General features: G+C 72.5%; 19 protein-coding genes. 3 read left to right on the forward strand and 16 right to left on the reverse strand.

Going from position 1 to position 26,245, the window contains the following annotated elements; translation table 11 throughout:
* Positions 1-159 precede the first annotated feature (159 nt).
* The gene (locus ACIQV3_RS07595) at positions 160-396 is read left to right on the forward strand and encodes a hypothetical protein (protein ID WP_112449103.1); all 237 of its coding nucleotides are present in this window, start codon (positions 160-162) and stop codon (positions 394-396) included.
* Between the two features lie 153 nt (positions 397-549).
* Here the strand turns inward: ACIQV3_RS07595 and ACIQV3_RS07600 are convergent, their stop codons facing one another.
* The 14 genes from ACIQV3_RS07600 to ACIQV3_RS07665 form a co-directional block, all read right to left on the reverse strand.
* On the reverse strand, positions 550-1,512 hold the full coding sequence (locus ACIQV3_RS07600; RefSeq protein ID WP_403710711.1) for a S1 family peptidase: 963 nt from the start codon (positions 1,510-1,512) through the stop codon (positions 550-552).
* A 147-nt stretch (positions 1,513-1,659) separates the two neighbouring features.
* A complete protein-coding gene (locus ACIQV3_RS07605; protein WP_403710713.1) occupies positions 1,660-3,267 on the reverse strand; it encodes an RNA polymerase sigma factor in 1,608 nt (535 codons plus the stop codon).
* A gap of 484 nt (positions 3,268-3,751) precedes the next feature.
* Positions 3,752-4,693: a FadR/GntR family transcriptional regulator gene (locus ACIQV3_RS07610; protein WP_403710716.1), complete on the reverse strand. Its 942-nt coding sequence runs from the start codon at positions 4,691-4,693 to the stop codon at positions 3,752-3,754.
* A gap of 150 nt (positions 4,694-4,843) precedes the next feature.
* Complete coding sequence (locus ACIQV3_RS07615; protein WP_403710718.1) at positions 4,844-6,652, reverse strand: ATP-binding cassette domain-containing protein; 1,809 nt, start codon at positions 6,650-6,652, stop codon at positions 4,844-4,846.
* A 143-nt stretch (positions 6,653-6,795) separates the two neighbouring features.
* Positions 6,796-7,542 carry an NUDIX domain-containing protein gene (locus tag ACIQV3_RS07620; protein WP_403710720.1) on the reverse strand — a complete coding sequence of 249 codons (747 nt, stop codon included), beginning with the start codon at positions 7,540-7,542 and terminating at the stop codon, positions 6,796-6,798.
* 105 nt (positions 7,543-7,647) lie between these two features.
* A complete protein-coding gene (locus ACIQV3_RS07625) occupies positions 7,648-9,633 on the reverse strand; it encodes a glycogen debranching N-terminal domain-containing protein (protein WP_403710722.1) in 1,986 nt (661 codons plus the stop codon).
* A 443-nt stretch (positions 9,634-10,076) separates the two neighbouring features.
* Complete coding sequence (locus ACIQV3_RS07630; protein ID WP_403710724.1) at positions 10,077-11,471, reverse strand: DUF4192 domain-containing protein; 1,395 nt, start codon at positions 11,469-11,471, stop codon at positions 10,077-10,079.
* 100 nt (positions 11,472-11,571) lie between these two features.
* The gene (locus ACIQV3_RS07635; RefSeq protein ID WP_403710726.1) at positions 11,572-12,792 is read right to left on the reverse strand and encodes a hydroxymethylglutaryl-CoA synthase; all 1,221 of its coding nucleotides are present in this window, start codon (positions 12,790-12,792) and stop codon (positions 11,572-11,574) included.
* Positions 12,793-12,794: 2 nt separating this feature from the next.
* Positions 12,795-13,856 (reverse strand): hydroxymethylglutaryl-CoA reductase, encoded by a 1,062-nt coding sequence (locus ACIQV3_RS07640; protein WP_403710728.1) that lies wholly within the window; start codon positions 13,854-13,856, stop codon positions 12,795-12,797.
* On the reverse strand, positions 13,853-14,968 hold the full coding sequence (fni, locus tag ACIQV3_RS07645) for a type 2 isopentenyl-diphosphate Delta-isomerase (RefSeq protein ID WP_403710730.1): 1,116 nt from the start codon (positions 14,966-14,968) through the stop codon (positions 13,853-13,855). Before fni ends, ACIQV3_RS07640 begins: the two co-directional genes overlap by 4 nt.
* The gene (locus ACIQV3_RS07650; RefSeq protein ID WP_403710732.1) at positions 14,965-16,074 is read right to left on the reverse strand and encodes a phosphomevalonate kinase; all 1,110 of its coding nucleotides are present in this window, start codon (positions 16,072-16,074) and stop codon (positions 14,965-14,967) included. Before ACIQV3_RS07650 ends, fni begins: the two co-directional genes overlap by 4 nt.
* A 14-nt stretch (positions 16,075-16,088) precedes the next feature.
* Positions 16,089-17,174 (reverse strand): diphosphomevalonate decarboxylase, encoded by a 1,086-nt coding sequence (gene mvaD / locus ACIQV3_RS07655; protein WP_403710734.1) that lies wholly within the window; start codon positions 17,172-17,174, stop codon positions 16,089-16,091.
* Positions 17,164-18,264 carry a mevalonate kinase gene (mvk, locus tag ACIQV3_RS07660; RefSeq protein WP_403710736.1) on the reverse strand — a complete coding sequence of 367 codons (1,101 nt, stop codon included), beginning with the start codon at positions 18,262-18,264 and terminating at the stop codon, positions 17,164-17,166. The genes mvaD and mvk overlap by 11 nt, the downstream gene beginning before the upstream one ends.
* Positions 18,261-19,349 (reverse strand): polyprenyl synthetase family protein, encoded by a 1,089-nt coding sequence (locus ACIQV3_RS07665; protein ID WP_403710738.1) that lies wholly within the window; start codon positions 19,347-19,349, stop codon positions 18,261-18,263. The genes mvk and ACIQV3_RS07665 overlap by 4 nt, the downstream gene beginning before the upstream one ends.
* Positions 19,350-19,733: 384 nt before the next feature.
* Between ACIQV3_RS07665 and ACIQV3_RS07670 the strand changes: the two genes are divergently transcribed.
* Positions 19,734-20,882, forward strand: a complete 1,149-nt coding sequence (locus ACIQV3_RS07670) for a 3-oxoacyl-ACP synthase III family protein (RefSeq protein WP_403710740.1) — start codon at positions 19,734-19,736, stop codon at positions 20,880-20,882.
* Between the two features lie 45 nt (positions 20,883-20,927).
* Here ACIQV3_RS07670 and ACIQV3_RS07675 read toward each other — a convergent pair whose 3' ends face one another.
* Together ACIQV3_RS07675 and ACIQV3_RS07680 are read right to left on the reverse strand one after the other, a co-directional pair.
* Positions 20,928-22,916 carry a LuxR C-terminal-related transcriptional regulator gene (locus tag ACIQV3_RS07675; protein ID WP_403710742.1) on the reverse strand — a complete coding sequence of 663 codons (1,989 nt, stop codon included), beginning with the start codon at positions 22,914-22,916 and terminating at the stop codon, positions 20,928-20,930.
* Positions 22,917-23,070: 154 nt separating this feature from the next.
* Positions 23,071-25,230, reverse strand: a complete 2,160-nt coding sequence (locus ACIQV3_RS07680; RefSeq protein ID WP_403710744.1) for a RecQ family ATP-dependent DNA helicase — start codon at positions 25,228-25,230, stop codon at positions 23,071-23,073.
* Positions 25,231-25,592: 362 nt separating this feature from the next.
* Here ACIQV3_RS07680 and ACIQV3_RS07685 point away from each other — a divergent pair, with 362 nt between their 5' ends.
* Positions 25,593-26,222, forward strand: a complete 630-nt coding sequence (locus tag ACIQV3_RS07685; protein WP_403710746.1) for a hypothetical protein — start codon at positions 25,593-25,595, stop codon at positions 26,220-26,222.
* The last annotated feature ends 23 nt before the right edge of the window (positions 26,223-26,245 follow it).

Consider the following 26,245-nt stretch of genomic DNA (forward strand, 5'->3'; position numbering starts at 1 on the left):
AACCGTAAAGCAACGCAATACGGCTCCTTCGCCGCCAACCGGCAACGGCCGGCCAGCTTCGGAAGGAAGTTTCGAGGAAAAGCCGCGAGCGGGAACGTTTTCGGCCTGGTTGGATGTTGACCCTGGTACGACAGCTCGTCGAGCTAGAGAAGAGGCGACGTGACTACTGTTCTGACACCCGCGACCCCGCTGACGGCCGCTGACCGATGCGACCGTTGCGGCGCCCAGGCATATCTGCGCGTCGTCCTGCTGAGCGGCGGTGAACTGCTCTTCTGCGCCCACCACGGGCGCAAGTTCGAGCCGGAACTCAAGAAGATCGCCGCGGAAATACAGGATGAGACCGAGCGGCTTACGTCCGCTCCGGCGGCCAGTGCCGCCGAACCCGAGGACCGCTGACACAAGGCCTACACCTCGCATCCGACGAGCCAGGACCGGCGTAGCCGGTCGACGGGCGGTACCTCTGCGACCCAGAGGGACCGCCCGTCCTCATGCCCGGACGGGCTCGGGCCTCACGTCCGGACGGGCTCGGGCCTCATGCCCGGACGGAGCTCAGCGCTTCAGCGCGGACAGGTCCCCCGCCGCGAGGCCCCTCCCGGGCCCCTGGGCGGGGCGTACGTCCATCCGCAGGACTCCGCGACCACCAGGGCGACCCGGCTCCCCCCGGGCCGCCTCCGGGCCGCTGACGGGGTCGGAGGAGACGAAGCCGATCAGCGGTGCGATCCGCGTGTACACCCCCGGGCTGTCCGCCCGCCCGCAGCCGCGCCCCCAGGAGACCAGCCCGATCAGCCGCCCCTGGGCCACCAGGGGGCCGCCGCTGTCCCCCTGGCAGGCATCCTTGCCGCCCTCGCGGTCCCCCGCGCACACCATGGAGTCGGCCCGGTACTGACCGTCGGCGTCTCCCGGGTAGGCCCGCCCGCACACCTCGTCCGCCAGCACCGTCACCCTGGCGGCCCGCAGCGCGTAGGCGTAGTCGCCGAAGCCGCTGGTGTCGCCCCAGCCGTACACGGCTGCCTCGGTGCCGGCCCCGTAGGCCGGATGCCCGAGGCCGGCCATGGGCAGCACGTTCTGCGCGGACACGGCTTCGGCCAGCTCCAGGACGGCCAGATCGCCGGCATTGCTGCCCGCGTCGTACGCCGGGTTCACCCGGGCGGAACGCACCGCGATCTCCCGGCCCTCGCTCGCGCGCAGCTCCGTACGCCCGGTGATCACCCGGAAATCGCGGACGGAGTCGACCGGACCTCCCAGTACCTGACGCGCCAGGCAGTGGGCCGCGGTCACCACCTTGGTCGGGGTGACGAGGACGCCCCCGCAGAACTGGCCGCCGCGCGTACCCCCGAACCGGTCACGGCTGGCGAGGGCCACGACCCACGGGGCGTCGGCCACCTTCACCGGCCTCCCGCCGATCACCACGCTGTCCGCGGCGGCTCGCGGCGCCTGGGAGAGCGGCGCCGCCGCCGCTCCCGCCGCCAGGGTCAGCGCTCCCGCCAGGACACGGGCAAAGGGACGACGCATGAGGCCTCCTGACTCCGAGTGTGCATGACTCCACTCAGAGTGGGACGCCCGGTGGCCGTGCGCACCCGCGCGGCCACCGGCGACGACCTGCGGCGAACCTTTCGGCGTGCCCGGCCGGTCAGGCCGGATCAGGTGGATCAGGCCGGATCAGTCGAGGTAATCGCGAAGCACCTGGGACCGGGACGGGTGGCGGAGCTTCGACATGGTCTTCGATTCGATCTGGCGGATGCGCTCACGGGTGACCCCGTAGACCTTGCCGATCTCGTCGAGCGTCTTGGGCTGGCCGTCCGTCAGGCCGAAGCGCATGGAGACCACGCCCGCCTCGCGCTCGCTCAGCGTGTCGAGGACCGAGTGCAGCTGCTCCTGCAGGAGCGTGAAGCTCACGGCGTCGGCCGGGACGACCGCCTCGGAGTCCTCGATGAGGTCGCCGAACTCGCTGTCGCCGTCCTCGCCGAGCGGGGTGTGCAGGGAGATCGGCTCGCGGCCGTACTTCTGGACCTCGATGACCTTCTCGGGGGTCATGTCGAGTTCCTTGGCCAGCTCCTCCGGGGTGGGCTCGCGGCCCAGGTCCTGGAGCATCTGGCGCTGGACACGGGCCAGCTTGTTGATGACCTCGACCATGTGCACCGGGATGCGGATGGTGCGGGCCTGGTCGGCCATGGCCCGGGTGATCGCCTGCCGGATCCACCAGGTGGCGTACGTGGAGAACTTGTAGCCCTTGGTGTAGTCGAACTTCTCCACGGCGCGGATCAGACCCAGGTTGCCCTCCTGGATCAGGTCCAGGAAGAGCATGCCGCGGCCGGTGTAGCGCTTGGCGAGGGAGACCACGAGGCGGAGGTTGGCCTCCAGCAGGTGGTTCTTGGCCCGGCGGCCGTCCTCGGCGATGATCTCCAGCTCGCGCTTGAGCTTGGGCGCCAGCTTGTCGGAGTTGGCGAGCTTGTCCTCGCCGAAGAGTCCGGCCTCGATGCGCTTGGCGAGCTCGACCTCCTGCTCGGCGTTGAGGAGGGGGACCTTGCCGATCTGCTTGAGGTAGTCCTTGACGGGGTCGGCGGTGGCACCGGCCACGGCGACCTGCTGGGCCGGGGCGTCGTCCTCGTCGTCCGAGATGACGAAGCCCTTGCTCTCGGCGCCTTCCTCCTCGTCCTCGGACTCGGCCTTGGCGGCTCCGGCGCCCTCTTCCGCGGTCTCTTCGTCGCCCGCGTCGTCGGCGTCCTTCTTGGCGGCGGTCTTCTTGGCCGCCGTCTTCTTCGCCGCGGTCTTCTTGGCGGGCGCGGCCTTCTTCGCCGCCGTCTTCTTCGCCGCCGCCTTCTTGGCGGCGGGCTCGGTCGCGGTCCCCTCCGCGAGGGCGTCGACGCCGGTGTCCGTGTGCGCGGGATCCGGTTCCGCCGTCCCCGCCACCGCGTCCGGCACGGCGGCGGGCGCTGCCGCCGTCCCGGGCGCCGCCTTCTTGGCGACGGGCTCGGTGGCCGTCCGCTTGACGGGGGTCTTCGCTGCGACGCTCTTGCGGGTGGTGCGCTTGGGCGACTCCGCGGCACTGACCATCAGCGTCACACCCTCTTCCTCAAGGATCTGGTTGAGGCTGCGCAGGACATTCTTCCACTGGGTCGCAGGAATCTGGTCAGCCTCGAAGGCCCGACGCACGTCATCGCCGGCGATCTGCCCCTCGGCCTTGCCCCGCTCGATGAGCGCCATCACAGACTCGGAATCGGCGATCTCCGGCGGGAGCGTACGGGATGTGCTGGCCGACACGAACAACCTCTCGGAACGATGGAAACGGCTTCCGACCCCGGCCTGGTGGTGCTGGACCGGAGCCGACGACCACCGACTGGGGATGGGCCGGGGGCGCGGGCAGGGGCCGGGGAGCTGCACAGCACCCCCAAGGGCTGCTGTCTTCCCTCCGTCGGCCATCACCTCTTAGGTCATCGCGTGACCTCGCGGAGCGTTACGCCCAATCTTCGTGGCCCGAGTCACACCCCGTTCGATGCCATGCCGGTCACACCGTTATTTCTGCACGTCCGGTGTGTCCGAACACGACCCGTTTCGCGGGCCGGACGGCTCCCCGGAAGCGGGGTCCCGAACGCCCGAACGGAGCCGGGGGGGCGGCCGGGGCGCTCAGGACCCGGGCGGGGAGCCTCACCTCGCCGCCGGGCCCTCCCCGGATTCCCCCCGGACTCCTTCCGGGGGTGCCGCCCGGGACGGGCACCCCGTCGACGCGCCCACGCCCGTGCGCTGCGAATCGTCAGTGCTCGCGCGGGGCGGGAACCACGCGCTCGACCTCCGGATGCACCGTCAGAAGCTGGCGCATGGCGTTCTCCGCGCCCACCGCGTCGCCGGCGGCGAGGCACTCGACCATGCGCGCGTGGTGCGCGACGCAGGTCTCGCTGGGACGGTCACAGGAGGTGACGGGACTGCCGGAGACTTGCAGGGCGACGGAGACGATGCCGGAGAGGTGCTCCAGCATGCGGTTGGCCGCGACTTGGATGAGCAGGGCGTGGAACTCGTTGTCCGCACGCGCGAAGGTGATCGAATCGCCCTGGCCGAGGGCGTGTCCCATGATCTCGACCATGTCGGCGAGGCGCTGCTGGATCTCCGGGCGGCCATGGCCGGCGGCGAGGCGGGCGGCGAGCGGCTCGATGGTCCAGCGGAGCTCGCCGAGCTCCCGGCGCTGGTCGTCGCGCTGCGGGCCGAAGGCGCGCCACTCGATGATGTCGGGGTCGAGGAGGTTCCAGTCGGCGACCGGGCGGACCCGGGTGCCGACGTTGGGGCGGGCGCTGACGAGGCCCTTGGCCTCGAGGACCCGAAGCGATTCGCGGACGACGGTGCGGGAGACCTCGAAACGCTGTCCGATCTCCTCGGGGACCAGCGGGCGGTCCGCACCGAGGTCACCAGAAACGATCATCTGGCCGAGCTGCTGGACGAGTTGGCCGTGCAGGCCGCGTCCGCGGCTGCCCGCGGCGCGGCGGCCGACCCGGCTCAACTCGACGTCGGATCCGTCCCAGTGGGGCACTCCCACCCGGTCGGCCCCCGAGGCCTCCGGGTAGGGGTAGCGGTCGAGTTCACCCGCGCCGGCGAGGCCGGAATCGGCATGGCGGGCGGCGGTCATCATGGTGTGCGCAAGGGTACTCACGAATCCTTTGTCGGCTGTGTCTCCGCGACCCTTGAGGTCTTTGGTGAAAAGCACACGAAAGGGTGATCGGTGCCACCTGCGCAATTGACGACTTATCGTAAAGAACCGGGCCTTTTGCGGGGAGTTGCGGTTCACCGGGCTTGATGTGGACCACAACGGTCCCATTGGGTCCGGATCGACACGGAAACGATCACCAACGATCCCTCACAAACGGACGCGGCCGCGCAGTCCTGTGAACCCATAGGCGCACAACAGGACCATCAGCGACAACACCAGAGCGGTGCCCACCGGTTGGGCCATCACCCGGATCGCCCCGAGGACCACCCGGTCCGCCTCCGGCGGCCACTGCGCCCAGGCCAGACCGCGCAGTCGCTCCGCCAGTCCGGTGACCGGGTACGCGGACGGGCCGTCCAGGGCCTTGCGCACGAGCGGTACGACCATCACCGGTACGGCGAGCACCGCGGCCAGGCCGGCGGAGGCGGACCGGAAGACACCCGAGGCCAGGACTCCGGACCAGGCGCAGCCGATGAGCAGCCCCGCCCAACTCGCGGCCGGGGACAGCCACTCCACGGGCGTGCGGAGCGGTGCGCTGCCGAACACCAGCGTCAGGGCGGCGGCGTCGGCGGTCACGGCCAGGGCGCCGAGCAGCAGCGCGAGGGCGCCGCTGACACCGAGTTTCGCGGTGAGCAGCCCGAGTCGGCGCGGGACGGTTCCGCGGTCGGCGGCGAGCGCGGGATACCGGTACTCCTCGCCGAAGGCCAGGGCCCCGAGCAGCCCGGCGCCCAGCGCCGCGGGCGGCAGCGGGAGCAACTCGGGCCAGGCGGCGAGCAACCGGTTCTGCGGCGTGTGGCCGGCCCGGGCCAGCACCAGGGCCGTGACGACGGAGACGGCGACGACGAAGGCGGCGGTGAGCAGGGGCGTGGCGGTGCCGAAGATCCGGTGCAGCTCGTAGCGCAGGGGGCGCAGCGGGCCGCCGAGCCGGCGCACGGCCGAGGCGGGCCGCCCCGGACGGGCGGGGCGGGGCCGGTCGCCGCGGTCGGCGTCGGCTCGGGTTCCGGCTCCGGCTCCGGCTCCGGCTGCTGACGCGGCCGGCGTTCGGTCGGCGGCCGCGTCCCGGGCGCGCGGCAGCGTCGGCTGCGCGCCCGCGTCGCCGGTCTCGTCGGCGAGCTGGTGGACGAGCACGCCGTGCCGGAAGGCGGCCTCGCCGACCTCGGCGCAGTTGCTGCCGTAGACGGACAGCCGGCTGCCGCTCTCCTCCACGATCTCCCACGTCCGCCGGGCGGCCCGCGCCTCCCGGCCCAGTACGTCGGCCAACCGGGCGGCGTGCGGCGTGCGCACGGCGACCCGCGGCCGCAGCCGGGTCCGGGCGAACTCGGCGGCGTCCTGGTCGGCGACGAGCCGGCCCGCCTCGATGCTCACGACCCGGTCCGCGCTGCGGGCGGCCTCCTTCGCGTCGTCGGTGGTGAAGAGCACCGCGCCGCCGAGGGAGGCGTGGCCGCGCAGCAGCCCGTGCAGCCAGCCCCGTTCACGGGGCGAGAGCCCGGCGGCGGGCTCGTCGAGGAGGAGCGTGCAAGGGTCGGCGAGCAGTGCGGCGGCCAGCGCGACCCTGCGCTCCATGCCGAGCGAGAGCGAACCCAGCCGCTGGTCGCGCAGTCCCGCGACGCCGACGACCTCCAGCATCGCGTCGGCCCGTGCGGCCGGCACGCCGGCGGCGGCGCAGAGCATCCGCAGCTGGCCGCGCACGGTGCGCGAGGGGTTGCCGGGGAGGTCGCCGAGGAGCACGCCGACCTCGCGGCCCGGATGCGGGATCCGGTGCAGGGGGCGCCCGCGGAAGTAGGTGACCCCGCGACCCGGTTCGAGTTCGAGCATGAGCCGCAGTGCGGTGGTCTTGCCCGAGCCGGGCTCGCCGAGCAGTGCGGTCACGCTCCCGGGGCGGGCCTCGAAGGTGAGGTCGTCCACGAGGGGCGGGAGGTTGCGGCGGGGGGCGCTGGTGAGTCCGATGGCCTGGAGCATCGCTTCTCTCGCGGGGGGTGAGACCGCTCTGCGGCAGGATGATTACCGCCAACAAGATAACGCGATATGTCCGATTTAAGGCGTAGCCCGTCGCGAACCGCACCCGTGTCGGCGCCCCGGCGTGGGTGCGGGGCGCCCTGGCCTCAGACTTCGGGGCGCAGCATCGGCGGGTTGAGCAGGGTCGCCCCGCCGGCCCGGAACAGCTGGGCGGGACGGCCGCCCTGACGTGTCGTCGTCCCCCCGGCCGGCACCAGGAACCCGGGGGTGCCGGTGACCTTGCGGTGGAAGTTGCGGGGGTCGAGGGCGACTCCCCAGACCGCTTCGTAGACCCGGCGCAGCTCGCCGACGGTGAACTCGGGCGGGCAGAAGGCGGTGGCCAGCGAGGAGTACTCGATCTTCGAGCGGGCCCGCTCGACCCCGTCGACGAGGATCTGCTCGTGGTCGAAGGCGAGTCCGGCGCCGGTCCGGCCTTCCGTGGACAGGAGCTCGTCGACGGGGGCCCAGCGCGCACTGTTGGCATCACCGCCGGCCCGGGGGGCGGGCAGGTCCGGAGCCAGCACCAGATGCGCGACGCTGACCACGCGCATGCGCGGATCCCGCTTCGGATCACCGTAGGTGGCCAGCTGCTCGAGGTGCGCGCCGTTGCCCACGTCCGGAGCGGCCGGGTCGTGGGCGCAGAGGCCGGTCTCCTCGGACAGTTCGCGGGCCGCGGCGGCCGACAGGTCCTCGTCCCCGCGCACGAAGCCGCCGGGCAGCGCCCAGCGTCCCTGGAACGGCTGCTCACCCCGCCGGATGACCAACGCGCAGAGCGAATGGCGCCGCACGGTGAGCACGACCAGGTCGACGGTGACGGCGAAGGGCGGAAAGGCCGACGGGTCGTAGGGCGACATGCCGCGATCATAGTCGTCTGCCTGACGATAAACAGAGCTTTGGGGATCTTCGGACCACGGAACCGGAAGCCCCGGCCCGATCCGGCCCGGCCGGCGGGGTGCCGGCTACCCGCCCAGTTGCAGCGCATCGGCGGCCTCCTCCACCATGCCCAGGCCCAGCCGGCTGATCCGGACGGCGAAGGGCTCCCCCGAAACCCGGAGCCCGGAGAGGCGGAGCCCGCCGAGCGGAGCGCCGGGGAGCGGCACCAGGGCGACCGTTCCGGCGGGGGCGTCCGGGCGGATCCCGGCCAGGGCCGTCAGCACGTGGATCCCCGCGGCCGCCGCGACCGCGGCCGGCCTGCAGGCCGCCGGATGCGGAAGCGGAGCACTGCCCTCGGTGCGCTGCTCGGCCGCGTACATCTCTGGGAGGCGGTACCCGAAGGCCTCCGCCGCGTCCAGCAGGCCCCGCAGCAGCCCCGTGGCCTCCTTCTCGAAGCCCGCCTGGGCCAGGCCCGCCACGGCGACGGCGCTCTCGTACGGCCGTACCGCGCCCGAGCGGTGCCCGAACGGGTTGTGCCCCGGCTCCCGCACCGCCATGCTGCGCAGTCCCCAGCCGGAGTCCATCGCGGGGGCTCCGAGCAGCCGGGCCAGCTGCTCGGTACGGACCCGGCCGAGCAGCCCGGGCGCGAGTCTGCCGCCACCGAGCAGCCCGGTGTCCAGCAGGTGGGCGGCGGCCCCCGTCAGCCGGGGCAGCGGCCGGCCGTCGGGATGCAGGGCCGCCGCGGGGCGGCCGCCGTCCGGGCCGTCGACCCAGAAGCGGGCTGCGAACCGCTCCCGCAGCCCGGCCGCCCGGTCCCGCCACTCCTCGGCTCCGGGGCGCCCGCACCCGGCGAGCAGGTCGGCCCCGAGGAGCGCGGCGCGATGGGCGTGGGCCTGGGTTTCACAGCGCCGGGGCCCCGGATCGGGGTCGGCCAGGAAGCCGTCCTCCCCGAAGGCGCCCCGGAGCCACTCCAGGCAGCGCTCGGCGGTGGGGAGCAGCCGGTCCACCTCCGCCTCGGGCATCCCCCAGAGCCGGGCTTCGGCGAGCACCGCGGGGAAGGCGAGCGTCGCCTCGGTCCCGGTGCATCCCGGGGGCAGTTGCGGCCCGGCCCCGCGGAGCGGGCCCGGGATCATCCCCGCGTCGGCGCCCCGCCCCCCGGTCTGGGTCCGGGCCAGGACGCGCAGGGTCGCGGCGGCCAGTCCGGTGCCGAGCGGCAGCGCCATGCGGGCGGCCCACAGGGACTCCGCCGGGGCCAGCCCGAGTCTCCACGGCACTCCGGCCGCCGCGTAACTGTCGGTCGGCTCCTTCGGGTCCCTGAGCAGCAGCGCGCCCAGGTCCTGCACGCTCGTGCGCAGCCACGCCTCGGCCCTCGGGTCGTCCCCTTCCGCGCGGGCGTCGTCGGACAGCGGATTGGCCACCTGTCCTGCCGGGGCCCGGGCCCCTCGGTCGCGGGTGGTCCGCAGCTCGATGGTGCGGGATTCCCCGGGGCGCAGTTCGAGCTGCCAGCGCAGCAGCCCGGCCGAGGCCAGGGCGTCGTCCGGAGGCGGCTCGGCCGCGGTGACGGCCTGGGCATCGCCTTTGGTCCAGCGCAGGCCGGCCGCGTGCACCGCGGCGGGCAGTTCCGGCCCGGCCCGGCCGGCGGCCACCTCGGCCAGCTCCGCCAGGTCCGTGCCGAGCGAGACCTCCACGGGGATCCGCAGGGACCGGCCGGTGAAGCTGCGCAGGGTGATCCGCTCGGTGCCGTCGGCGTACCGGATCCGCTCGACTCCGACGTCGGGATCGGGCCCGGCCTCCGCTCCGGTCCGGACGGTCGCGGTGAAGGAGGCCCGGTCGGCGGCGAGGCCGCGGCCCTGGACCGCGACCGGGTCGCGGCCGGCGACGCGCAGCACGCAGCGGGACAGCAGCCGGAGCCCGGCGCGGTAGATCCCGTCGGCCCCGCGCCCGGTGAGCTGGCCGTGCTCGGGCGAGATGACCATGCACGGCGCGGAGACGCAGATGACGGCGCCGTGCACGGGCGGCAGGTCGGGCCTGCGGGAGGGGGCTGGGCGGGCGGGGGGTACGGGGTGAGGCATGGGTCGCCTTGTCTGCGCTCCGGGTGGGTCGGCTGGGCGGCGGCGCGGCCGGTTCCCCACCACCCCCCAGCGCAACGCCCCTGCCCCCGCCCGGGTCACGGGCCCCGGCGGGGGCTGCGCCCGGTGGAGCACCGGCCTTCGCGGGGGCCGTAGCCGCAGGACCGCTCGCGCCCCTTCCCGTAGCCACGCCCGCAGCACGGAGCCGCAGGCCGTACCCAGGCCGCGCACCAGGCCCGCACCACCGCCTCCACCCCGGCCTCCGCTGCCTCCACCCCGGCACCGTCGGCCAACGCCCCGGCCCACCCCCAGGCCCGCACCCCGGCCGACCCCCAGACCCGCGCCCCGGCCGCGCCCCAGGTGAACGCCCCGCCCGACGCCCAGGCCCGCGCCCAGGCCAAGGCCCCGGCCGCACCCGCTGCCCGTGTCGCCGCCCCGGCCGCGCGTCACTGCTCGCTCCCCGCGGTGCTGCCGGACTCCCGGCGGCTGCCGCTCGTCCTGCCCGGGCGGCCCGGAGGCCTGGTGGCGGTGGCCCCCCGGCGGGGTCCTGCGGGCCGGCGCCCCCGGCGCGGCTCCCGGCGCCGGCGCTCCTCCCGCAGGCACTCCCGCAGCCCCTCCGGGTCGATCCCCTCGTTGCAGGCGTGGTGGAGCAGCTGCGCGAAGCGGTACCCGTCGTCCGCCCGCAGGGCCAGCCCAAGGGCGATCCTGGCCGTCGGCTCGTCCCCGGTGGACCAGGAGACCCAGCCCGCCAGGGTGAGGGGAGCCGCCGCGTGTTCCCCGTAGGCCCCGACGCAGCGCCGGGCCAGGGCCCGCCACAGCCGCAGGGCGGGGGCCGCCTCCTCGCCCTCCATCCACTCGGCGGCGATGTCGCGGATCTCGCGGTCCTGGAGCCCGAGGATCAACGAGGCGGCCTCGTCGTGGCCCAGCAGCCCGTCGTCCCGGGCGTCGGCCCCGGCGCCGCCTTCGGCCGGCGGAGCCAGGGTCATGCGCTGGATCAGTGCGCGGGCGAGCAGGACCGTCTCGGCCCCCACCTCCTCCCGGGTCGCCCCGTCGAGGATCTTCGGCACCAGGGCGACGGCCGCCCGGTCCAGAGCCGCCTCCATCTCGTCGGCCACCGCCCCGCCCAGCGGCGTCAGCCGGTGCTCGATCTCCCGGAGGGAGCCGCGTACCTGGAGACCGGCGAAGGTGGCCGCGGCGGCCATCACCGAGGTGCCGGGCGCGGCCAGCGCGCTGCCCTCGGCGGGACAGCACCGCTCGTCCGGGCAGCAGTAGGACCAGTACCGCCCGGCGGAGAGGCACAGGGCCTCCAGTACGGGGACGTCCAGCGCTCCGCAGGCCAGCCGGATCCGCTGCGCGAGCGGGCGCAGCCTGGTCATCACCCGCTGCGCGCTCTCGCCGCGGTGCGGGTCCTGACAGAGGAAGACGATGATGCCGTCGGGCCTGGATCCGCGCCGCACGCTGCCGCGGATCAGGCAGTCGGCGACCTGACGGGCGGTGTCCTCCCATTCGTCGGGGGCGGCGGGAATGCCCACCCTGAGCCGGCCGCCGAAGCGGCCGGCCTCCCCGTGGACGGCGACCATGACGACGGAGTCGCTCGGATGGAATCCGAGCATGTAGGGCAGCGCGTCGGCCAGTTCGGCCGGGCTGCGCAAGGTGATCCTGGACGCGTCGACGCCCCCGGTCGACCCCCCGGACGATCCGGTGGACGACGAGGACGACGAGGACGAGGACGAGGACGAGGACGAGGACGAGGACGAGGACGAGGACGAGGTGAACGAGGACGCGGAGGAGGACGAGGGTTCGGACGGGTCGTGTGCCGCTTCGTGGCTGTTGTTCGTCATGTCCCGAAGGTCCCGCGTCCGGCCGGATCCGGAAACCCCTGTGGATAACCCCGGCAGCGGCTGGCCGGCGGCGCCATGGGCCACCGCCGGCCACCGGCCGCTATCTCGGCTCGTAGACCCTCTTGTGCCCGAACAGCCCGGCCAGCCGGTACGGCCCGGTGGTCTCCCTCGGAGCGGGATGGTCTCCGCCGTCGACCGGGAAGGCCTGCTCGTGGCGTTCCCGGTAGTCGGCGTAACCGATGTCCCGGCGCCGCGCGATCGCCTCGCGGTGCTGCTCGGACCGCAGCTGCGACCGGTAACCCGGGACGGGGACCGCGGCGAAGAACTCCGCGACGCTGCCGGATCCGTAGCTGAGCAGACCGACGGCCTGGCCGGTCAGATCGTCGGCGTGGTCGAGCAGCGCGGCCAGACCGAGGTACACGGACGCGGTGTAGCTGTTCCCGATCTCCTCGTTGTAGCTCGTCGTCCGGCCGACGGCGCGGATGACCTCGGCCTCGTCGACCTCCTGCCCACAGCTCTCCAGCAGGGCCCGGTGAGCCTTGTAGGCCATCTTCGTGAACGGCTGGTGGTAGCAGAAGGCGGCGAACTCACCGAGCGACCGGCCGCCTTGCTCGGTGTAGTCCTTCCACGCGCCGTCCATCGCCTGGAGGTACGCGGAGACGGACTCCTTCCCGTCGACCAGGGCGGTGGTGAGGTAGTTCGGCCGCCAGAAGTCCATGATGTCGGCGGTGAACACCCCCGACGGCTCCTCGATGCGCACCAGGGCGGGATCCGCGCTGATCAGCATGGCCACCGCCGCGGCTCCCTGGGTGGCCTCGCCCGGCTGGTCCAGCTCGTACTTCGAGACGTCGCTCGCGATCACGAGGACCTGCTGCGAGGGGTCGCGGTGGACGAGGCCGATGGCGAACTGGAGGGCCGCGGTCCCGCCGTAGCAGGCCTGCTTGAGCTCGACGACGCGGGTGGCGGAGGGCATCGACAGCAGCGAGTGCACGTGGATGCCGGCTGCCTTCGCCTGGTCGACGGAGGACTCCGTGGCGAAGACGACCGTACGGATCCGGTCGGCGCCGTGCCGGGCGAGGATGGGGGCGGCCGCGGCGGCGCCCATCGTCACGATGTCCTCGTCGGCGGCGGGCACGCTCATCGACCGCTGTCCGATGCCGACGTGGTATTTGCCCAGCTCTGTGCCGTTGTGGGCGGCCAGCGTCTCGTGCGTCAGGACGAGCTGGCCCGTGGCGAAGGAGAGGTCGTGGATTCCGACCGCCAGTTCCTCACGGTCCCTACGGTCCTTGAGGTCTTTGAGGTCTTTGAGGTCCCTGGGCATCTCTACCGTCCGATCTTCGTCGTCGAAGGCTTGCGCTCCAGTGCGACGTGCGCCCGCATGAGTTCACCCGGATTGGTCTGCGCCGCCATGAGCGAGAGCTCACCGCACAGCACCGTCGCCGCGATCATGACCGCGAGCCGCCGCGCGTTCTCGCCGGGCTCGCGCTCCTCGCGGCAGCCCAGGCGCGCCAGGTTCCCCTCGACGAAGTCGAGTCCCTTTCCGTTACCGACCGTTCCGACGATCAGGTTCGGCAGGGTGCAGGAGAAGTACAGGTCGCCGTCCCGGTCCTCGGCCACGGTCACGCCCTGCGAGCCCTCGACGATGTTGGCCGCGTCCTGGCCCGTCGCCAGGTAGAACCCGAGCAGCATGTTCGCGTAGTGGGCGTTGGCCGAGCGGATCCCGCCGGCGAGCAGGGTGCCGATCAGGTTCTTGCGCACGTTCAGCTCGGCTATCGCGGAGGCCGAGGTGTGCAGCACGTCGCGGACGATGTCGCGCGGTACGAGCAGCTCGGTGACCACGTTCTTGCCGCGGCCGAGGATGCCGTTGATGGCGGTGGCCTTCTTGTCGGTGCAGTAGTTCGCGGAGATCGAGCCGTACTCGATCCCCGGAATGGCACCGAGGATGTGCTTCAGAAGCGCGTCCGCGGCCAGCGTCGCCATGTTGTGCCCGGAGGCGTCGCCGGTGCTGAACTCGAACCGCAGGAAGAGCAGGTTGGCCACGATCTCGTGGCGGAACCCGATCAGTTCGACGAAGCGGCCGCAGGTGCGGACTACGGCGCGCAGCTCGTCGAACCGGGCGTCGACCTCGAGCGCCGCCAGGTACGCGGTCTGCGCGTCCTTGGCCGTCACGAGCACCGAGCGCGTCATCCGCTCGTCGATGAGGGTGGCGACGATGCCCTGCTCGACCAGCCTGGAGATCTTCGCCCCGCGGTTGACGGAGGGCCACAGGGGCGTCTCGTAGGTGGCGAGCGGGACCTCTGTCTCGACGTTCGCCACGTTCCCCGAAATCCTCAGGGGGCCGACCCATTTCATGGGAACGCCTGCGACCTCGTGCGTGTCGTTCATCGGGTCTCTCCAACCGTTTCGTGAGCGGTGTCGTGGGAGTGAGAGCGGGAGTGGGAGCGGGAGCGCGTGGCCAGTCGGCGGGTGTCGATCCCGCGGTCGGCGCAGAAGGCGCGCAGGTCGCCGTGGACGAGCACGTCGCACCGGGTCAGATCGGACGGGGTGCGCGCGCCCAGTGCGGTCATCAGGGCTTCCACCTGGTCGAGCCAGGTGGTGATCTGCGCGATCAGGGCGGACGGGCCGCCGTCGAGAACGGTCCGGAGGAACCCTCCGGAGACGCCTACGGCGCCGGCGCCGAGCGCCAGTCCGCGCACCACGTCGAGCGGGTTGCGGACCCCGCCGGACGCCAGCACCGGGAGGGCGGCGTCCTGGGAGTCCAGCAGGCAGGCGGGAGCGGACTGGCCCCAGCCGTTGAGGTAGGCGTAATCGGCTTGCTCGCGCCGGTCGTTCTCGATGCGCGCGAAGTCCGTACCGCCGCGGCCGGCGACGTCGGCCACGCGCACGCCCATGTCGTGCAGCGCCGAAACGGTTTCGCGGCTCAGGCCGAAGCCGACTTCCTTCACGATCACCGGGACGTCGGGGCCGACACCGTCCACGATCTTCTCGATCCGCGGTCCCCACGAGGAGAACGAGCGGTCGCCCTCCGGCATGACCGTTTCCTGGATGACGTTGAGGTGGATCTGCAGGGCGTCCGCCCGCAGCAGGTCCACGGCCCGTCGTGCCTTGTCGACGGAGGCGTTGGCATTGACGTTGGCCATCACGAACCCGTCCGGGTTCTCCCGGCGCAGCACGCCGAAGGTGTCGGCGACGGCCTCGTCGGCGAAGTACGCGCTCATGGAGCCGCTCGCGATGGGCACACCGGTCTCACGGGCGGCGATCGCCAGATCCCGGTTGATGGCGCCCGTCCGCACGCTGCCGCCGGTCATCGCGTTGATGTACAGCGGCACCTTCCATTCCATGCCGCCGAACCGCGTGACCAGCGAAACGTCGGACCGGTCGATGCCGGCCAGGGCGTGGTGGACGAAGGACACCTCGTCGAACTGGTTGTACCCGCCCAGGTGGTGTTGCTGCTCGGCGGCGAACCGCACGTGGTCGTCCTTGCGCTCAGCGATCATGCTGCGCTCCCTTTCGTCGACTGGAGATGGATCGGCACGGGAAGTACCCCTGCGGCGGCCCATCCCTTGCGCAGCTGCGCGATCCGCTCGTGCGCCGTGGCGTCCAGCAGGGCGATGCCGCAGTCGCCGCCCCCGGCACCCGAAGGCTTCCCCGCACCGCCGACGGCCTCGGCGGCGTCGCTCAGCGCGGTCAGTGTGGTGGTGAAGATTCCGAGCCCGACCTCTTCGTCCAGCTCGGCGAGCATCCGCCGGGCGCCCCGGACCTGCCGCAGCAACTCGGGGCCGTCGCCCCGTTCGAGGGCATCGGCCGCGGCGCGCACGCATGCGTCGCTGCGCTCCACGAAGCTCCGTTGGGAGGCGCTGCCCTGCCAGGCGCGCCTTCCGAGGCTCCCGACCAGGGAAGCGGTACTGGCCGGTTGGCCGGTCCAGCCCACTTCGAGCGCCAGATCACGGGGCGGCGGCAGCCGTCGCAGCCGGAAGCCCGGCCACGGCGTGCGGAGCGACTCCTCGATGCCCCGGCGCTGTACCTGGTCGAGCACGGCGGCCCGGTCGGGCGCGTGGTACTCGATCCACCCGCCCCAGACGCTCGCGGCGAGGTCGCCGCCGGAGGAACGGGCGTCGAGCCGCGCCGTCGCCAGCATCGCGAGCCGGAACCGCTCCTCGTCCGACAGCTCCAAGCCGTAGTACGCGGCTACGGCGGACACCGAGGCGACCGTCACCGCGCCGCTCGATCCCAGGCCGAGCTTGGTTCCCTCGTGGTGCAGGCGACTGCTGACCGAGACGTGGACGGGGGGCGCGGACAGCCCCCGCTCGGCCAAGAGCCCGTCGACCACTTCGATCGCCGCCACCACGTGGGTGAGACCGTCCCGCACCCGTTGTTCTTCGTCCGCGCCGAGTGCGACGAGCCCGCCGTCGCCGCGTCGCAGTCGCGCCGCTCCCGGGGAGAGGTCGGAATCGATCACTACGTCGACGCCGACGCCGCCGTGCGCCGCCGACACGGTGACGCGGACCTCCCGGTCGACCGCTGCCAGGATCGCCGCGTGGCCCGGCTGCACGACCGCGTACTCGCCGACGATGAAGAGCTTGCCCGGCGCGTACCGGCTCACGCTTCCCGTACCGGTCACTGCTCGTCCGCCGACCGCAGCCGGGCTCCCGGCCCGCGCCGTGCGGTGAGCACCGAGCATCCTGGCGCGGCGGCCAGCAGCGTCTCGGCGACCCGGGGCGCCGCCTCGGGGTGGCAGAGCACCTTGACGTTCGGTCCGGCGTCCATGGTCGCGTAGGCCGCCACGCCGTCCTTGCGCAGTTGCAGGACGCTGTCGAGTACGGCCACCGTGGCCGGGGACATGTAGCGCACGGCCGGCCGCGCGGCCAGCATGGTCGCGTGCATGCCCAGCGCGTTGCGCTCCGCGATCTCCCCCACCGCTTCGAGGTCACCGCGGAGCAGCGCCGCGCGCATGTCGGTCAGGTCGCCCTTGCTCGACGTCGCCCAGGCACGGTAGAGCGGCGAGGTCTCCACGGTCCGCCGCATGGCCGCCCGGCTGGACACGGCCTTGGGCCCGGCGTTGACCAGTGCGACCACCAGGGCGGGATCGAAGTCCGGGAGGGGTACCGGCTCGGCGAAGGAGCTGAGGTCAGCGGCCTCGCCGACACCCTGGCCCGCGTGGCACACCGCGAAGCCGCCGAATATGGACCGGGAGGCCGAGGCGGACCCGCGCCGGGCGAGGCGGGAGAGCGCGGTGGGATCGAGGTCCAGCCCGTACGCGGCGGTGGCGGCGACGGCCAGGGCGGCGAAGCCGCTCGCCGATGACGCGAGTCCCGCGCCGGTGGGTACGGCGTTGCGGGTGTCGACGGCGGCGCGTTCGCTCCGCCCGGCCAACTCCCTTACCAGGTCCAGGAAGAGGACTACGCGCCGGAGCGGCTCACCCTCCGCGGGCCTTCCGTCGAGGATGACGCTGTCGGTCCGCGCCTCGGGGTCGAGCCGGACGGTGGTGTGCGTCGGGAACACGTCCAGGGTCATCGACAGGCTGTCGACGTAGGGGATGATCAGCCGCTCGTCGCGCTTGCCCCAGTACTTGATGAGTGCGATGTTCGGATGGGCGACGGCGGTCGACCCGTGGCCGGAAGGGGTCCCCTGCGGCCCTGCCAGTTCGGTCGGCCCTGCCAGTTCGGCCAGTCCGGCCAGTCCCATTTCGTGGTCAATTGTCATCGTTCGTGAACCTTCCCATCGGGACTACCCAGGTACGGACGGCGCCGGCTTCATGGAGGCTCCGTACGGTCGCCCCGGCCTGGCGCGGCTCTGCGGCCAGCGCGATCACGCAGCCCCCCAGCCCGCCGCCGCTGATCTTGGCGCCCAGGCTGCCGGCCGCGAGCGCGGCATCGACCAGCCCGTCGATCCGGTCCGTACTGAGCCCCAACGCACGGAGCAGCTTGTGGTTTTCGGTCATCCGCGCACCGAAGTCGGCCGTTCGGCCGTACGCGAGATCACGTGCGGCGGCGCGGGTCAGGCGCGACGCGCCGAGGATGAAATCGGCCTGCGTCTCCGCGCTGCGCTCGAACTTCCGCCACAGGAGCTCGACCGCTTCCTTGGTGCTGCCGCTGACCCCGCTGTCCCCGAGGACGAACAGCCCGTCGAACGCGTAGGACCCGCCTTCAGCGGCGCGGCCGTGCGCCCCCTCGGGGGCGTGACCCGGCATGGGAACGGGCAGTTCCCGGGCCGCGCCGGAACGGAAGAGGAGAGGGGACGTCGCCCCGGTGGCGAGCGCGTCGATACCGCTCGACCGGCCGTGCGCCACCTTCTCCGAAGCCTGTACGAGGTCGAACACCTCGCGGGCGTCGAGCCGGCGGTCGAAGAGGTCGGCCAGGGCCAGCACGGCCGCCCGGGCGCACGCGGCGCTGGAGCCGAGGCCGCGGCCCTGCGGGATCGAGCAGTCGATGATCACGTCCACGCACACGTGGCCGTCGATGCCCGTCATCGCCTTGAAGTCCGGGAGCAGGCACCGCAGACCGTCCGCGGCAAGCGGTGTCACCGCCCCGTTCCCCGGACCCGCCAGCGCGAAGGAGACCCTGTCCGCGCCTTCGTCGGAACACCGCGATCGCCTGGCGGTCGCGGTCACCGCCAACTGCGGTACGGGAATCGCCAGGGCCGGCGCGCCGTACACGACGGCGTGCTCGCCGAGCAGGATGGCCTTCGCGTGGGCGCGCCCACGTCCGATCCGGCCGCCTTCGAGGTCCCGATCGCCCCCGGCACCGGAGAGGACACGGTCGGGATGGGTCCGCGCATTCGTCAGTGTCATCATCGGGCTCGCTGCGTGGCCTTGACCGCCATCGCGGCGAGCTGATCCTTGGCCGGGGCGGTGGCGCTGCTGGAATCCAGTACGCCCAGGGCCCGGTCGGTGCGGTGCGCGATCTGGCGCTCCACCTGGTCCACGGCGCCGACCTCGACGAATACGTCCCGCAGGGCGTCGATCTCCTTCTCGGAGAGATCGGTGCCCGTCTTCGCCCTGAGGAACGCCGCCGCACCCGGATCGCGTTCGTCCGCCAGCTTGAGCGCCGTCGCGAGCAGTACCGTCCGCTTGCCCTCGCGAAGGTCGTCGCCCGAGGGCTTGCCCGTCACCGCGGGATCGCCGAACACGCCCAGCAGGTCGTCCCGGAGCTGGAAGGCGATCCCGATGTCCGCCCCGAACTCCCCGTAGGCGGAGACGAGATCGGCGTCCGCGCCGGCGATCGCGGCACCGAATTGCAGCGGGCGCTCCACCGTGTAGGAGGCCGTCTTGTACTGGTTGACGCGCAGGGCCGCCTCGACGCTCTCGTCGTCGCCCGCCTGGTTGATCACGTCGAGCAGCTGGCCGTACAGGACCTCCGAGCGCACCGCGGACCACACCGGCCCGACCCGGGCCTGCGCGTCGGCGGACAAACCGGATGCCCGGACCATGACGTCCGACCACGTCTGGGCCAAGTCCCCGACCAGGATGGCGGTCGCCGTACCGAAGGCGTGGGGGTCGCCGGAGAAGCGCCGGGTGCGATGGCGCTCGGCCAAGGCGACGTGCGCGGCGGGACGGCCTCGGCGAGTGTCGGACGCATCGATGATGTCGTCGTGGATCAGGGCCGAGGCGTGGAGCAGTTCGAGCCCCGCGCAGGCGGTCAGCACCGCGGTGGCGCCCGGACCGTCCTGGTCGCCGCCGGCGCCGATCCAGCCCAGCCAGGCGAAGACCGGCCGGACCCGCTTGCCGCCGCGCAGCACGTAGTTCTCCAGCTCGGCGATCACGGCCGCGAAGTCCTGGCCGAGCGCGTCGGCTTCGGCCCGGCGCTGGCCGAAGAATTCACCGATCACGGTGTCGATGGCGGCCGTATCCACGGCTGCGCCGAGATAACTGACGGTCATGCTCTTATCTCCCGGTCGAGGTGACGGTCACTCTCATAATCAATCTCGTACGCGCAAAAATTCACCGAGATGACGCCACTCGACTCCGGGCCGCCAGCCCTTTCCGAATACGCATCGGCCTCGTCGATTTCCGCAGAAGCCCATCCATGGCCTTAAGCCACCCCACACCTGATCAGCATGCTTCGATGTTAGCCACGGGGCGTCAACCTGCCCACTACTCAAGCGAGTAGTGCCCTGCCGCAGGAGCGGTGCGCGTACGGATGGAATCCCACCCGACCGAGTGAGACATTCCTCGTCGGCGAAATGTGGCAGCACGGCGTGTCACGATGAACCGCTTGCTCGGATGAATGTCATGACAACCCGCGGGTGGTCATGAATCCATTGATGGGCCGTGCATCACGCGCTGTCCGCACAGGGCAGTCACGTGAACCGCCCACCCTCACCTCGGGAGTCACCATCCGATCCATTCGATCCGTTCGATCCGTTCGATCCATCGGAATCCTCGGTACCGGCGCGTACCTCCCCCCGACCGAAGTCTCCAACGAGGAGATCGCCGTGCGGGCCGGGGTCACGGACGAGTGGATCGTCCGCAAGACCGGAATTCGCAGCCGCCGCCGGGCGGATCCCGGCCAGGCCACCTCCGACCTCGCCGCGGCGGCTGCCGCCCGGGCCCTGGAACAGGCGGGGGTCGGCCCCGAGGAGCTCGCGTACATCGTCGTCGCCACGTCCACGCCCGATCACCCGCAGCCGTCCACGGCGAGCATCGTCCAGCACCGGATCGGTGCGGTGAACGCGGCGGCCTTCGACCTGAACGCGGTGTGCAGCGGCTTCGTGTACGCGCTGACGGTCGCCGAGCGGATGCTGAGCGCCGAGCCGGGCGAACGCTACGGACTGGTCATCGGCGCGGACATCTACTCCCGGATCCTCGACTACTCCGACCGCCGGACCGCCATCCTGTTCGGTGACGGCGCCGGTGCCGTCGTCCTCGGCCCGGCCCCCGACGACCGCGGCATATTCGCCACTTCGCTCCTCACCCGGGGCGATCAGCACGAGCTGATCGGCGTACCGGCCGGCGGCAGCCGGACCCCTACCACCGCCCGGACCCTGGACGAGGGCCTGCAGTACTTCCGGATGGACGGCCGGCGGGTCCGCGAGTTCGTACAGGACAACCTGCCCGGGGCCGTGGCAGACCTGGTGGCCGGCGCGGGGCTGGCCCCGCGGGAGATCCGCCATGTCGTCGCCCACCAGGCGAACGCGGTGATGCTCCGGGAGATCTGGCCCTCGCTCGGACTGCCCGGGGCCAGCTTCCACCTGGCTCTGGAGTCCTACGGCAACACCGGCGCGGCCTCCGTACCCATCACCCTCGACCTGGCCCACCGCGACGAAGCTCTCGCCGACGGGGACGTGGTCCTGCTCACCGGCTTCGGCGGCGGCATGTCGGTGGGCTCCGCACTGACCCGCTGGCTGCCCACCCGGCACGCCCGGCCGGCCCGGAATCCGGCCTACGCCGCGGCGCCCGTACGGTCGAGGTGAGTCGGACGGCGCCCGTACGGTCGAGGTGAGTCCGACGGCGCCCGTCTACTCGCCCTCGATCGAGTAGATCGCCGCCCTGCTCGAATAACTCGCGGCTCCGCGCGCCAGTTCCGCGCGCGTGTTGATGTTCAGCTTCCGGTAGATCTTCCTGAGGTGGTAGTTCACCGTGTGCGCCGACAGGTGCACCCGATTGGCGATCTGCTGGTTCGTCATTCCGGCGCTCACCAGGTACGCGATGCGCCGCTCCATGTCGGAAAGGCCGGACCAGGACGCGGAATTGAGCGGCGCCGCCGCTTGTCCGGGCTTCGCCTGCGAGGGGTCCGCCTTCGCGCCGTAGAGCTTGGCGAGTTCCTCGGTCGCGAGGGCGACCGAGAGCGGGTCCGGCGACTGCGCGATGATGCGCGACAGCACGGCCGGATCGCCGTTCACCAAAGCGTTCGCGTGCAGGGCACTGAGACCGATCACGGAAATGCCGGGATTGTCGCCGGCGAGCCCGTCCACCGTCTCGAGCACGCTGCGCTCCAGCTGGGTGTCGCCCACGTCCAGCGCCAGACGGACCAGGAACGCGGCCGCGGCCGGATCCTCGATGTACAGGCTCCGCTGCGTCGGCAGATGGCCGTACGTGTCGGAGAAGAGCCGGGCGGCCGCCCGCGGCCCCTCCCTCTTCACCGCGATGCGCACGTCCGTCCAGGCGTACTGCGGAGAGTAGAACGCCGCCTGATCCGTCTCGAACTCGCCCCGCACCCGCTCCAGGTACTCGGTCGCCGCGGGCAAGTCCCCCTTGTAGAGAAAGATGGTGCTGAGCACCGAGTACGCGAGGGGCCGGAGCATGGGAACCGCGTCCCGGTCGGCCGCGGTGGTCGCCAGCTCCGCCTGCCGGCGGGCGTCCGGGAACCGTCCGGCCTGGAGGAACAGCCGGGCTCGCACCGCCGCGGGCGCGGCGCCCCAGACGGGTGTGCCCAGTTCGCGCAGGCCGGCTTCCGCCTCGTCGATCAGCGACTCGGCCTTGTCGAACTCGCGCAGGTTCGCGAGCTTCCCGGCCAGTGCGAGCCGGAAGTGCAGCCGCCATACGGGATCCACGTGGTCGCTGTACCGCACCGCGGCGCGACCCAGGCTGAGCCCTTCGCCCAGCTCCCCGGCACTCCAGCGGGCATTGGAGAGCGCCGTCAGCGCCATCAGCGACGCGACGTCGCCCGGCCCGGCTCCCTGTTCCCGCAGGATCCTCGCGGAGCGCTTCTCCGCTTCTTCCGTGCCGAGCAGGGAGTACCCGAGGATCACGGACGCTTCCGCGTCGAGCCGGGACGGAGCCGAACTCGCCGAGCCGGCGAGCACGCGCTCAGCCGCACGGATGCCGGCTGTCGCCCGTCCGTCCATGATCAGGCCGTGGGACTTCGAATGCACCTCGCCGGATTCGACCACGGCCTCGTCGAGCGGGTCGGCCGGACGGCCGGCCATCCACAGCGGGTGACCGGTCACCCAGAACTGCCGGTCATCCGATTCCGCGCGCCTCGTGGAACGACCCATCGCCTCGCGCTGCAGCGCACCCCGCGCGGGAGCGGGGATCGACTCGATGACCCCCGCCAGGAGGAAATCGCTCTGGAACACGAGTTGGTGTTCCGCCGCGACGACGAAACCCGAGGATATCGCCTCGTCCAACGACGAAAGAAGGCTGGCCGCGGATTTGTCCAGCATCCTGGAAACATCCTCCAGCATGAAGGTCCGGCCCAGGACCGCCGCGACCTTGAGGAACCGCTGGCAGTCCGTGCTGAGATCTCCGAGCCGACGCTTCACGAACGCCACCACGCGGCCCGGAACCCTCTGCTCCGTCAGCCGGACCGTTCCGTCCTGCTCCCTGACGAGTCCTTCCTCGACCAGCCCGGTCGCGCATTCCGCGAGCAATCGGGAGTTTCCCCCGGCATCGGCTGTGAATTCGAGCAGCCCTTGGTCCGGCTCACCCCCGAGGATGTCCCGCAGGATCTGTTCACCGGCAACAGCCTTCGGACCACGATTCTCCATCAGCGATTTCGTTGCCATGCCCCCGGCTTACCCCCGTAAATAGTCCGCCGCGCCACAACTTCGGCATAGAAGGCTCGACCCTCCTACGGGGATCCTACGAACCCGGGTCCGGTCTTGACTTGGCGAACAGTTGCCACGGACCGCCCCCATTAGCGGGGCGGTCGAGGCGCTCTCACCCCGCCAGTGCGAGGGTTAGGGGGAGCACCTGCTCGGCCCCGCTCTGACGCAGGAGACGGGCGCCCACGGCCAGGGTCCAGCCGGAATCGGCGTAGTCGTCGACGAGCAGGACCGGTCCCGGGGTGGCGGCCAGGGCGGCCGCGAGCTCCTCGGGCACGGCGAAGGAGGCGGCCAGGGCGCGCAGCCGCTGGGCGGAGTTGCTGCGGTGCGCGCCGTACTCGCCGGCCTGCGGGGTGTAGGCGAGGCTGCCCAGCAGCGGGAGCCGGCCGACCCGGGCCAGGCCCTCGGCGACCGAGCCCACCAGCAACGGGCGGGAGCGGGAGGGCATGGCCACGATCCCCACGGGCCGGGCCATCGCGCCGGTCGAGCCGCTGGCCCAGCCGCCCGGGGAGCGGGCCCAGTCGGCCACCACCGTCACCACGGCCGCCAGTACGTCGTCCGGGACCGGCCCGTCCGCGGCCCGCTCCGCCAGCAGCGGACGCAGGCGGTTGCCCCAGCCGATGTCCGACAGCCGGCCCAGCGCCCGCCCCGTGGCGGCCTGCTGGCCGACGGGGATGCGGCCCTTGAGGTCGACGCCGACCGCGGGCATGCCCGAGGGCCACATCCGGCGGGGCTCGACCTCGACTCCCGGGCGGTCCAGCTCACCGGTCGCCGCGTCGAGGGCCCCGTGGGACACCGCGGGGTCGAGCCAGGGCCCGGCGCAGGAGTCGCAGCGGCCGCACGGGGTGGCCTTCTCGTCGTCGAGCTGCCGCTGCAGGAACTCCATGCGGCATCCCGTGGTCGCCACGTAGTCCCGCATGGCCTGCTGCTCCGCCTGCCGCTGCCGGGCCACCCACTCGTAGCGCTGCGCGTCGTACTCCCAGGGCTGCCCGGTGGAGGTCCAGCCTCCCTTGACGCGCTTGACCGCGCCGTCCACGTCCAGGACCTTGAGCATCGTCTCCAGCCTCGAACGCCGCAGGTCCACCAAGGGCTCCAGCGCCGGCAGCGACAACGGCCGGCCCGCCTGCTCCAGCACGTCCAGGGTCCGCCGCACCTGCTCCTCGGGCGGGAACCCCACCGAAGCGAAGTACGCCCAGATCGCCTCGTCCTCCCGCCCCGGCAGCAGCAGCACGTCGGCGTGGTCCACCCCGCGCCCCGCACGCCCGACCTGCTGGTAGTAGGCGATCGGGGACGAGGGTGAGCCCAGGTGCACCACGAACCCGAGGTCCGGCTTGTCGAAGCCCATGCCCAGCGCGGAGGTCGCCACCAGGGCCTTCACCCGGTTCGCGAGCAGATCCTCCTCGGCCTGCAGCCGATCGGCGTTCTCCGTCTTCCCGGTGTAGGAAGCCACCGGATACCCGCGCTGCCGCAGGAACGCCGCGACCTCTTCGGCGGCGGCCACCGTCAGCGTGTAGATGATCCCCGAGCCCGGCAGATCCCCCAGCCGCTCCCCCAGCCACGCCAGCCGGTGCGCCGCGTTCGGCAGCTCCAGCACGCCGAGGCGCAGGCTCTCCCGGTCGAGCGGGCCGCGCAGGACCAGGGCGCCGCCGCCTCCCGTGCCCAGCTGCTCGGCCACGTCCGCCGTGACCCGTGCGTTGGCCGTCGCGGTGGTGGCGAGCACGGGCACGCCCGGGGCGAGCTCGGCGAGCATGGTGCGCAGCCGGCGGTAGTCGGGGCGGAAATCGTGGCCCCAGTCGGAGATGCAGTGGGCCTCGTCGACCACCAGCAGGCCGGTCGTGGCCGCGAGCTTGGGCAGGACCTGCTCCCGGAAGTCCACCGAGTTGAGGCGCTCCGGACTCACCAGGAGGACGTCGGTCTCGCCCCGCTCGACCTCCCCGTAGATCGTCTCCCACTCCTCCGGGTTGGCCGAGTTGATCGTCCGCGCCTGGATTCCGGCCCGCGCCGCCGCGTCGACCTGGTTGCGCATCAGCGCGAGGAGCGGCGAGATGATCACCGTCGGGCCCGCGCCGCGACGGCGCAGCAGGGCCGTCGCCACGAAGTAGACCGCGGACTTGCCCCACCCCGTACGCTGCACCACCAGCGCCCGCCGGCGCTCCTCCACCAGGGCCGACACCGCCTGCCACTGGTCCTCCCGCAGCCGCGCCGCACCCCCCGGGGCACCGACCAGCTCAGCGAGGATGGCATCGGCTTCAGCGCGGAGCTCCAGGTTGTCCATGCCCCCATGCAACCCGATGCCTAGGACAATCGGCCAATTCACCCGGCGTGCCGCGCGGCCCACAAGCCGTCCGGCCGCCCGCGCGACCACTGACGGCGGGCGGCCGCCAGGGCGGTGTTTCCCCTGGTGCCCGCGCTCCGGCCTCGTCCGAATGAGTCATCTTCGGCGTGGCGGGGCAAGGATATGAACGGCATTCCGGCGAATTCCGGTCGGCGGCTCCAATTGCTCGTTGCCGCATGCTCACGGGCCACGCGAGAATTGTGTTGCTCCCGCTCGGCTCGACGGCGCTCTTCCGGGCCGTGCCGCGGCGCGCCCGCACCCCAGCTGTGCCCGTTCGCGGGCGTGTACCCGAAGGGAGGACAGTGACCTTCGGATTCGCCCCGCCCTCGACCACGTCCCTGACCACGGCCACCGGCGGCGCCAGCCGGCACGGCAGACTGCTGGAACCCTCCGAGTGGACGGCGTCGGGCGTCCCCCTGCTGCGCAATCCGCGCGAGGTCGTCAGCGGACTGCACTCGCGGCACAGTCCCGTCCCGTTCACGGCGGTGATCGCCGTGCTCGGGCCCGAGGAGCGGCTCGTGGCCAGCGCCTCATTCGTCCAGCGCTCCACCGCGGCCGACGGCTGGGAGTACCGCAACGCCCTGCTCTCCCGGCTGCGCCGGGTCATCCCGCACGACCTGCGCCGACGAACCCCGGTACGGACCGCCGTGCTGTTGTTCTGCCGCGACGGCGACGAGCGCTGGACCGAGGAGGACGGGGCCTGGATGTGGGGCCTGCGGGACGCCTGCACCCTGCACGGGCTGCGCTGCGGCGCGTACATCACGCTGACCCGGGGCGGCTGGCAGGTGCTGGGCGAGGGCCGCGGCGGCCGGAGTCCCAGTTCGGACTCCCGGCCCGAGCGCCTCGGCGATGTGCCCTCCGAGTTCGCCCCGCTCGCCCTGCGCGGCGGCGGCGGAGCCACGGAGGCCCTGCGCCGCACCGCCGCACGCTGAGTCCGGGGGAACGACCAACGGCC

Source organism: Streptomyces sp. NPDC099050 (genome assembly GCF_044759865.1).
GTDB lineage: Bacteria > Actinomycetota > Actinomycetes > Streptomycetales > Streptomycetaceae > Streptomyces.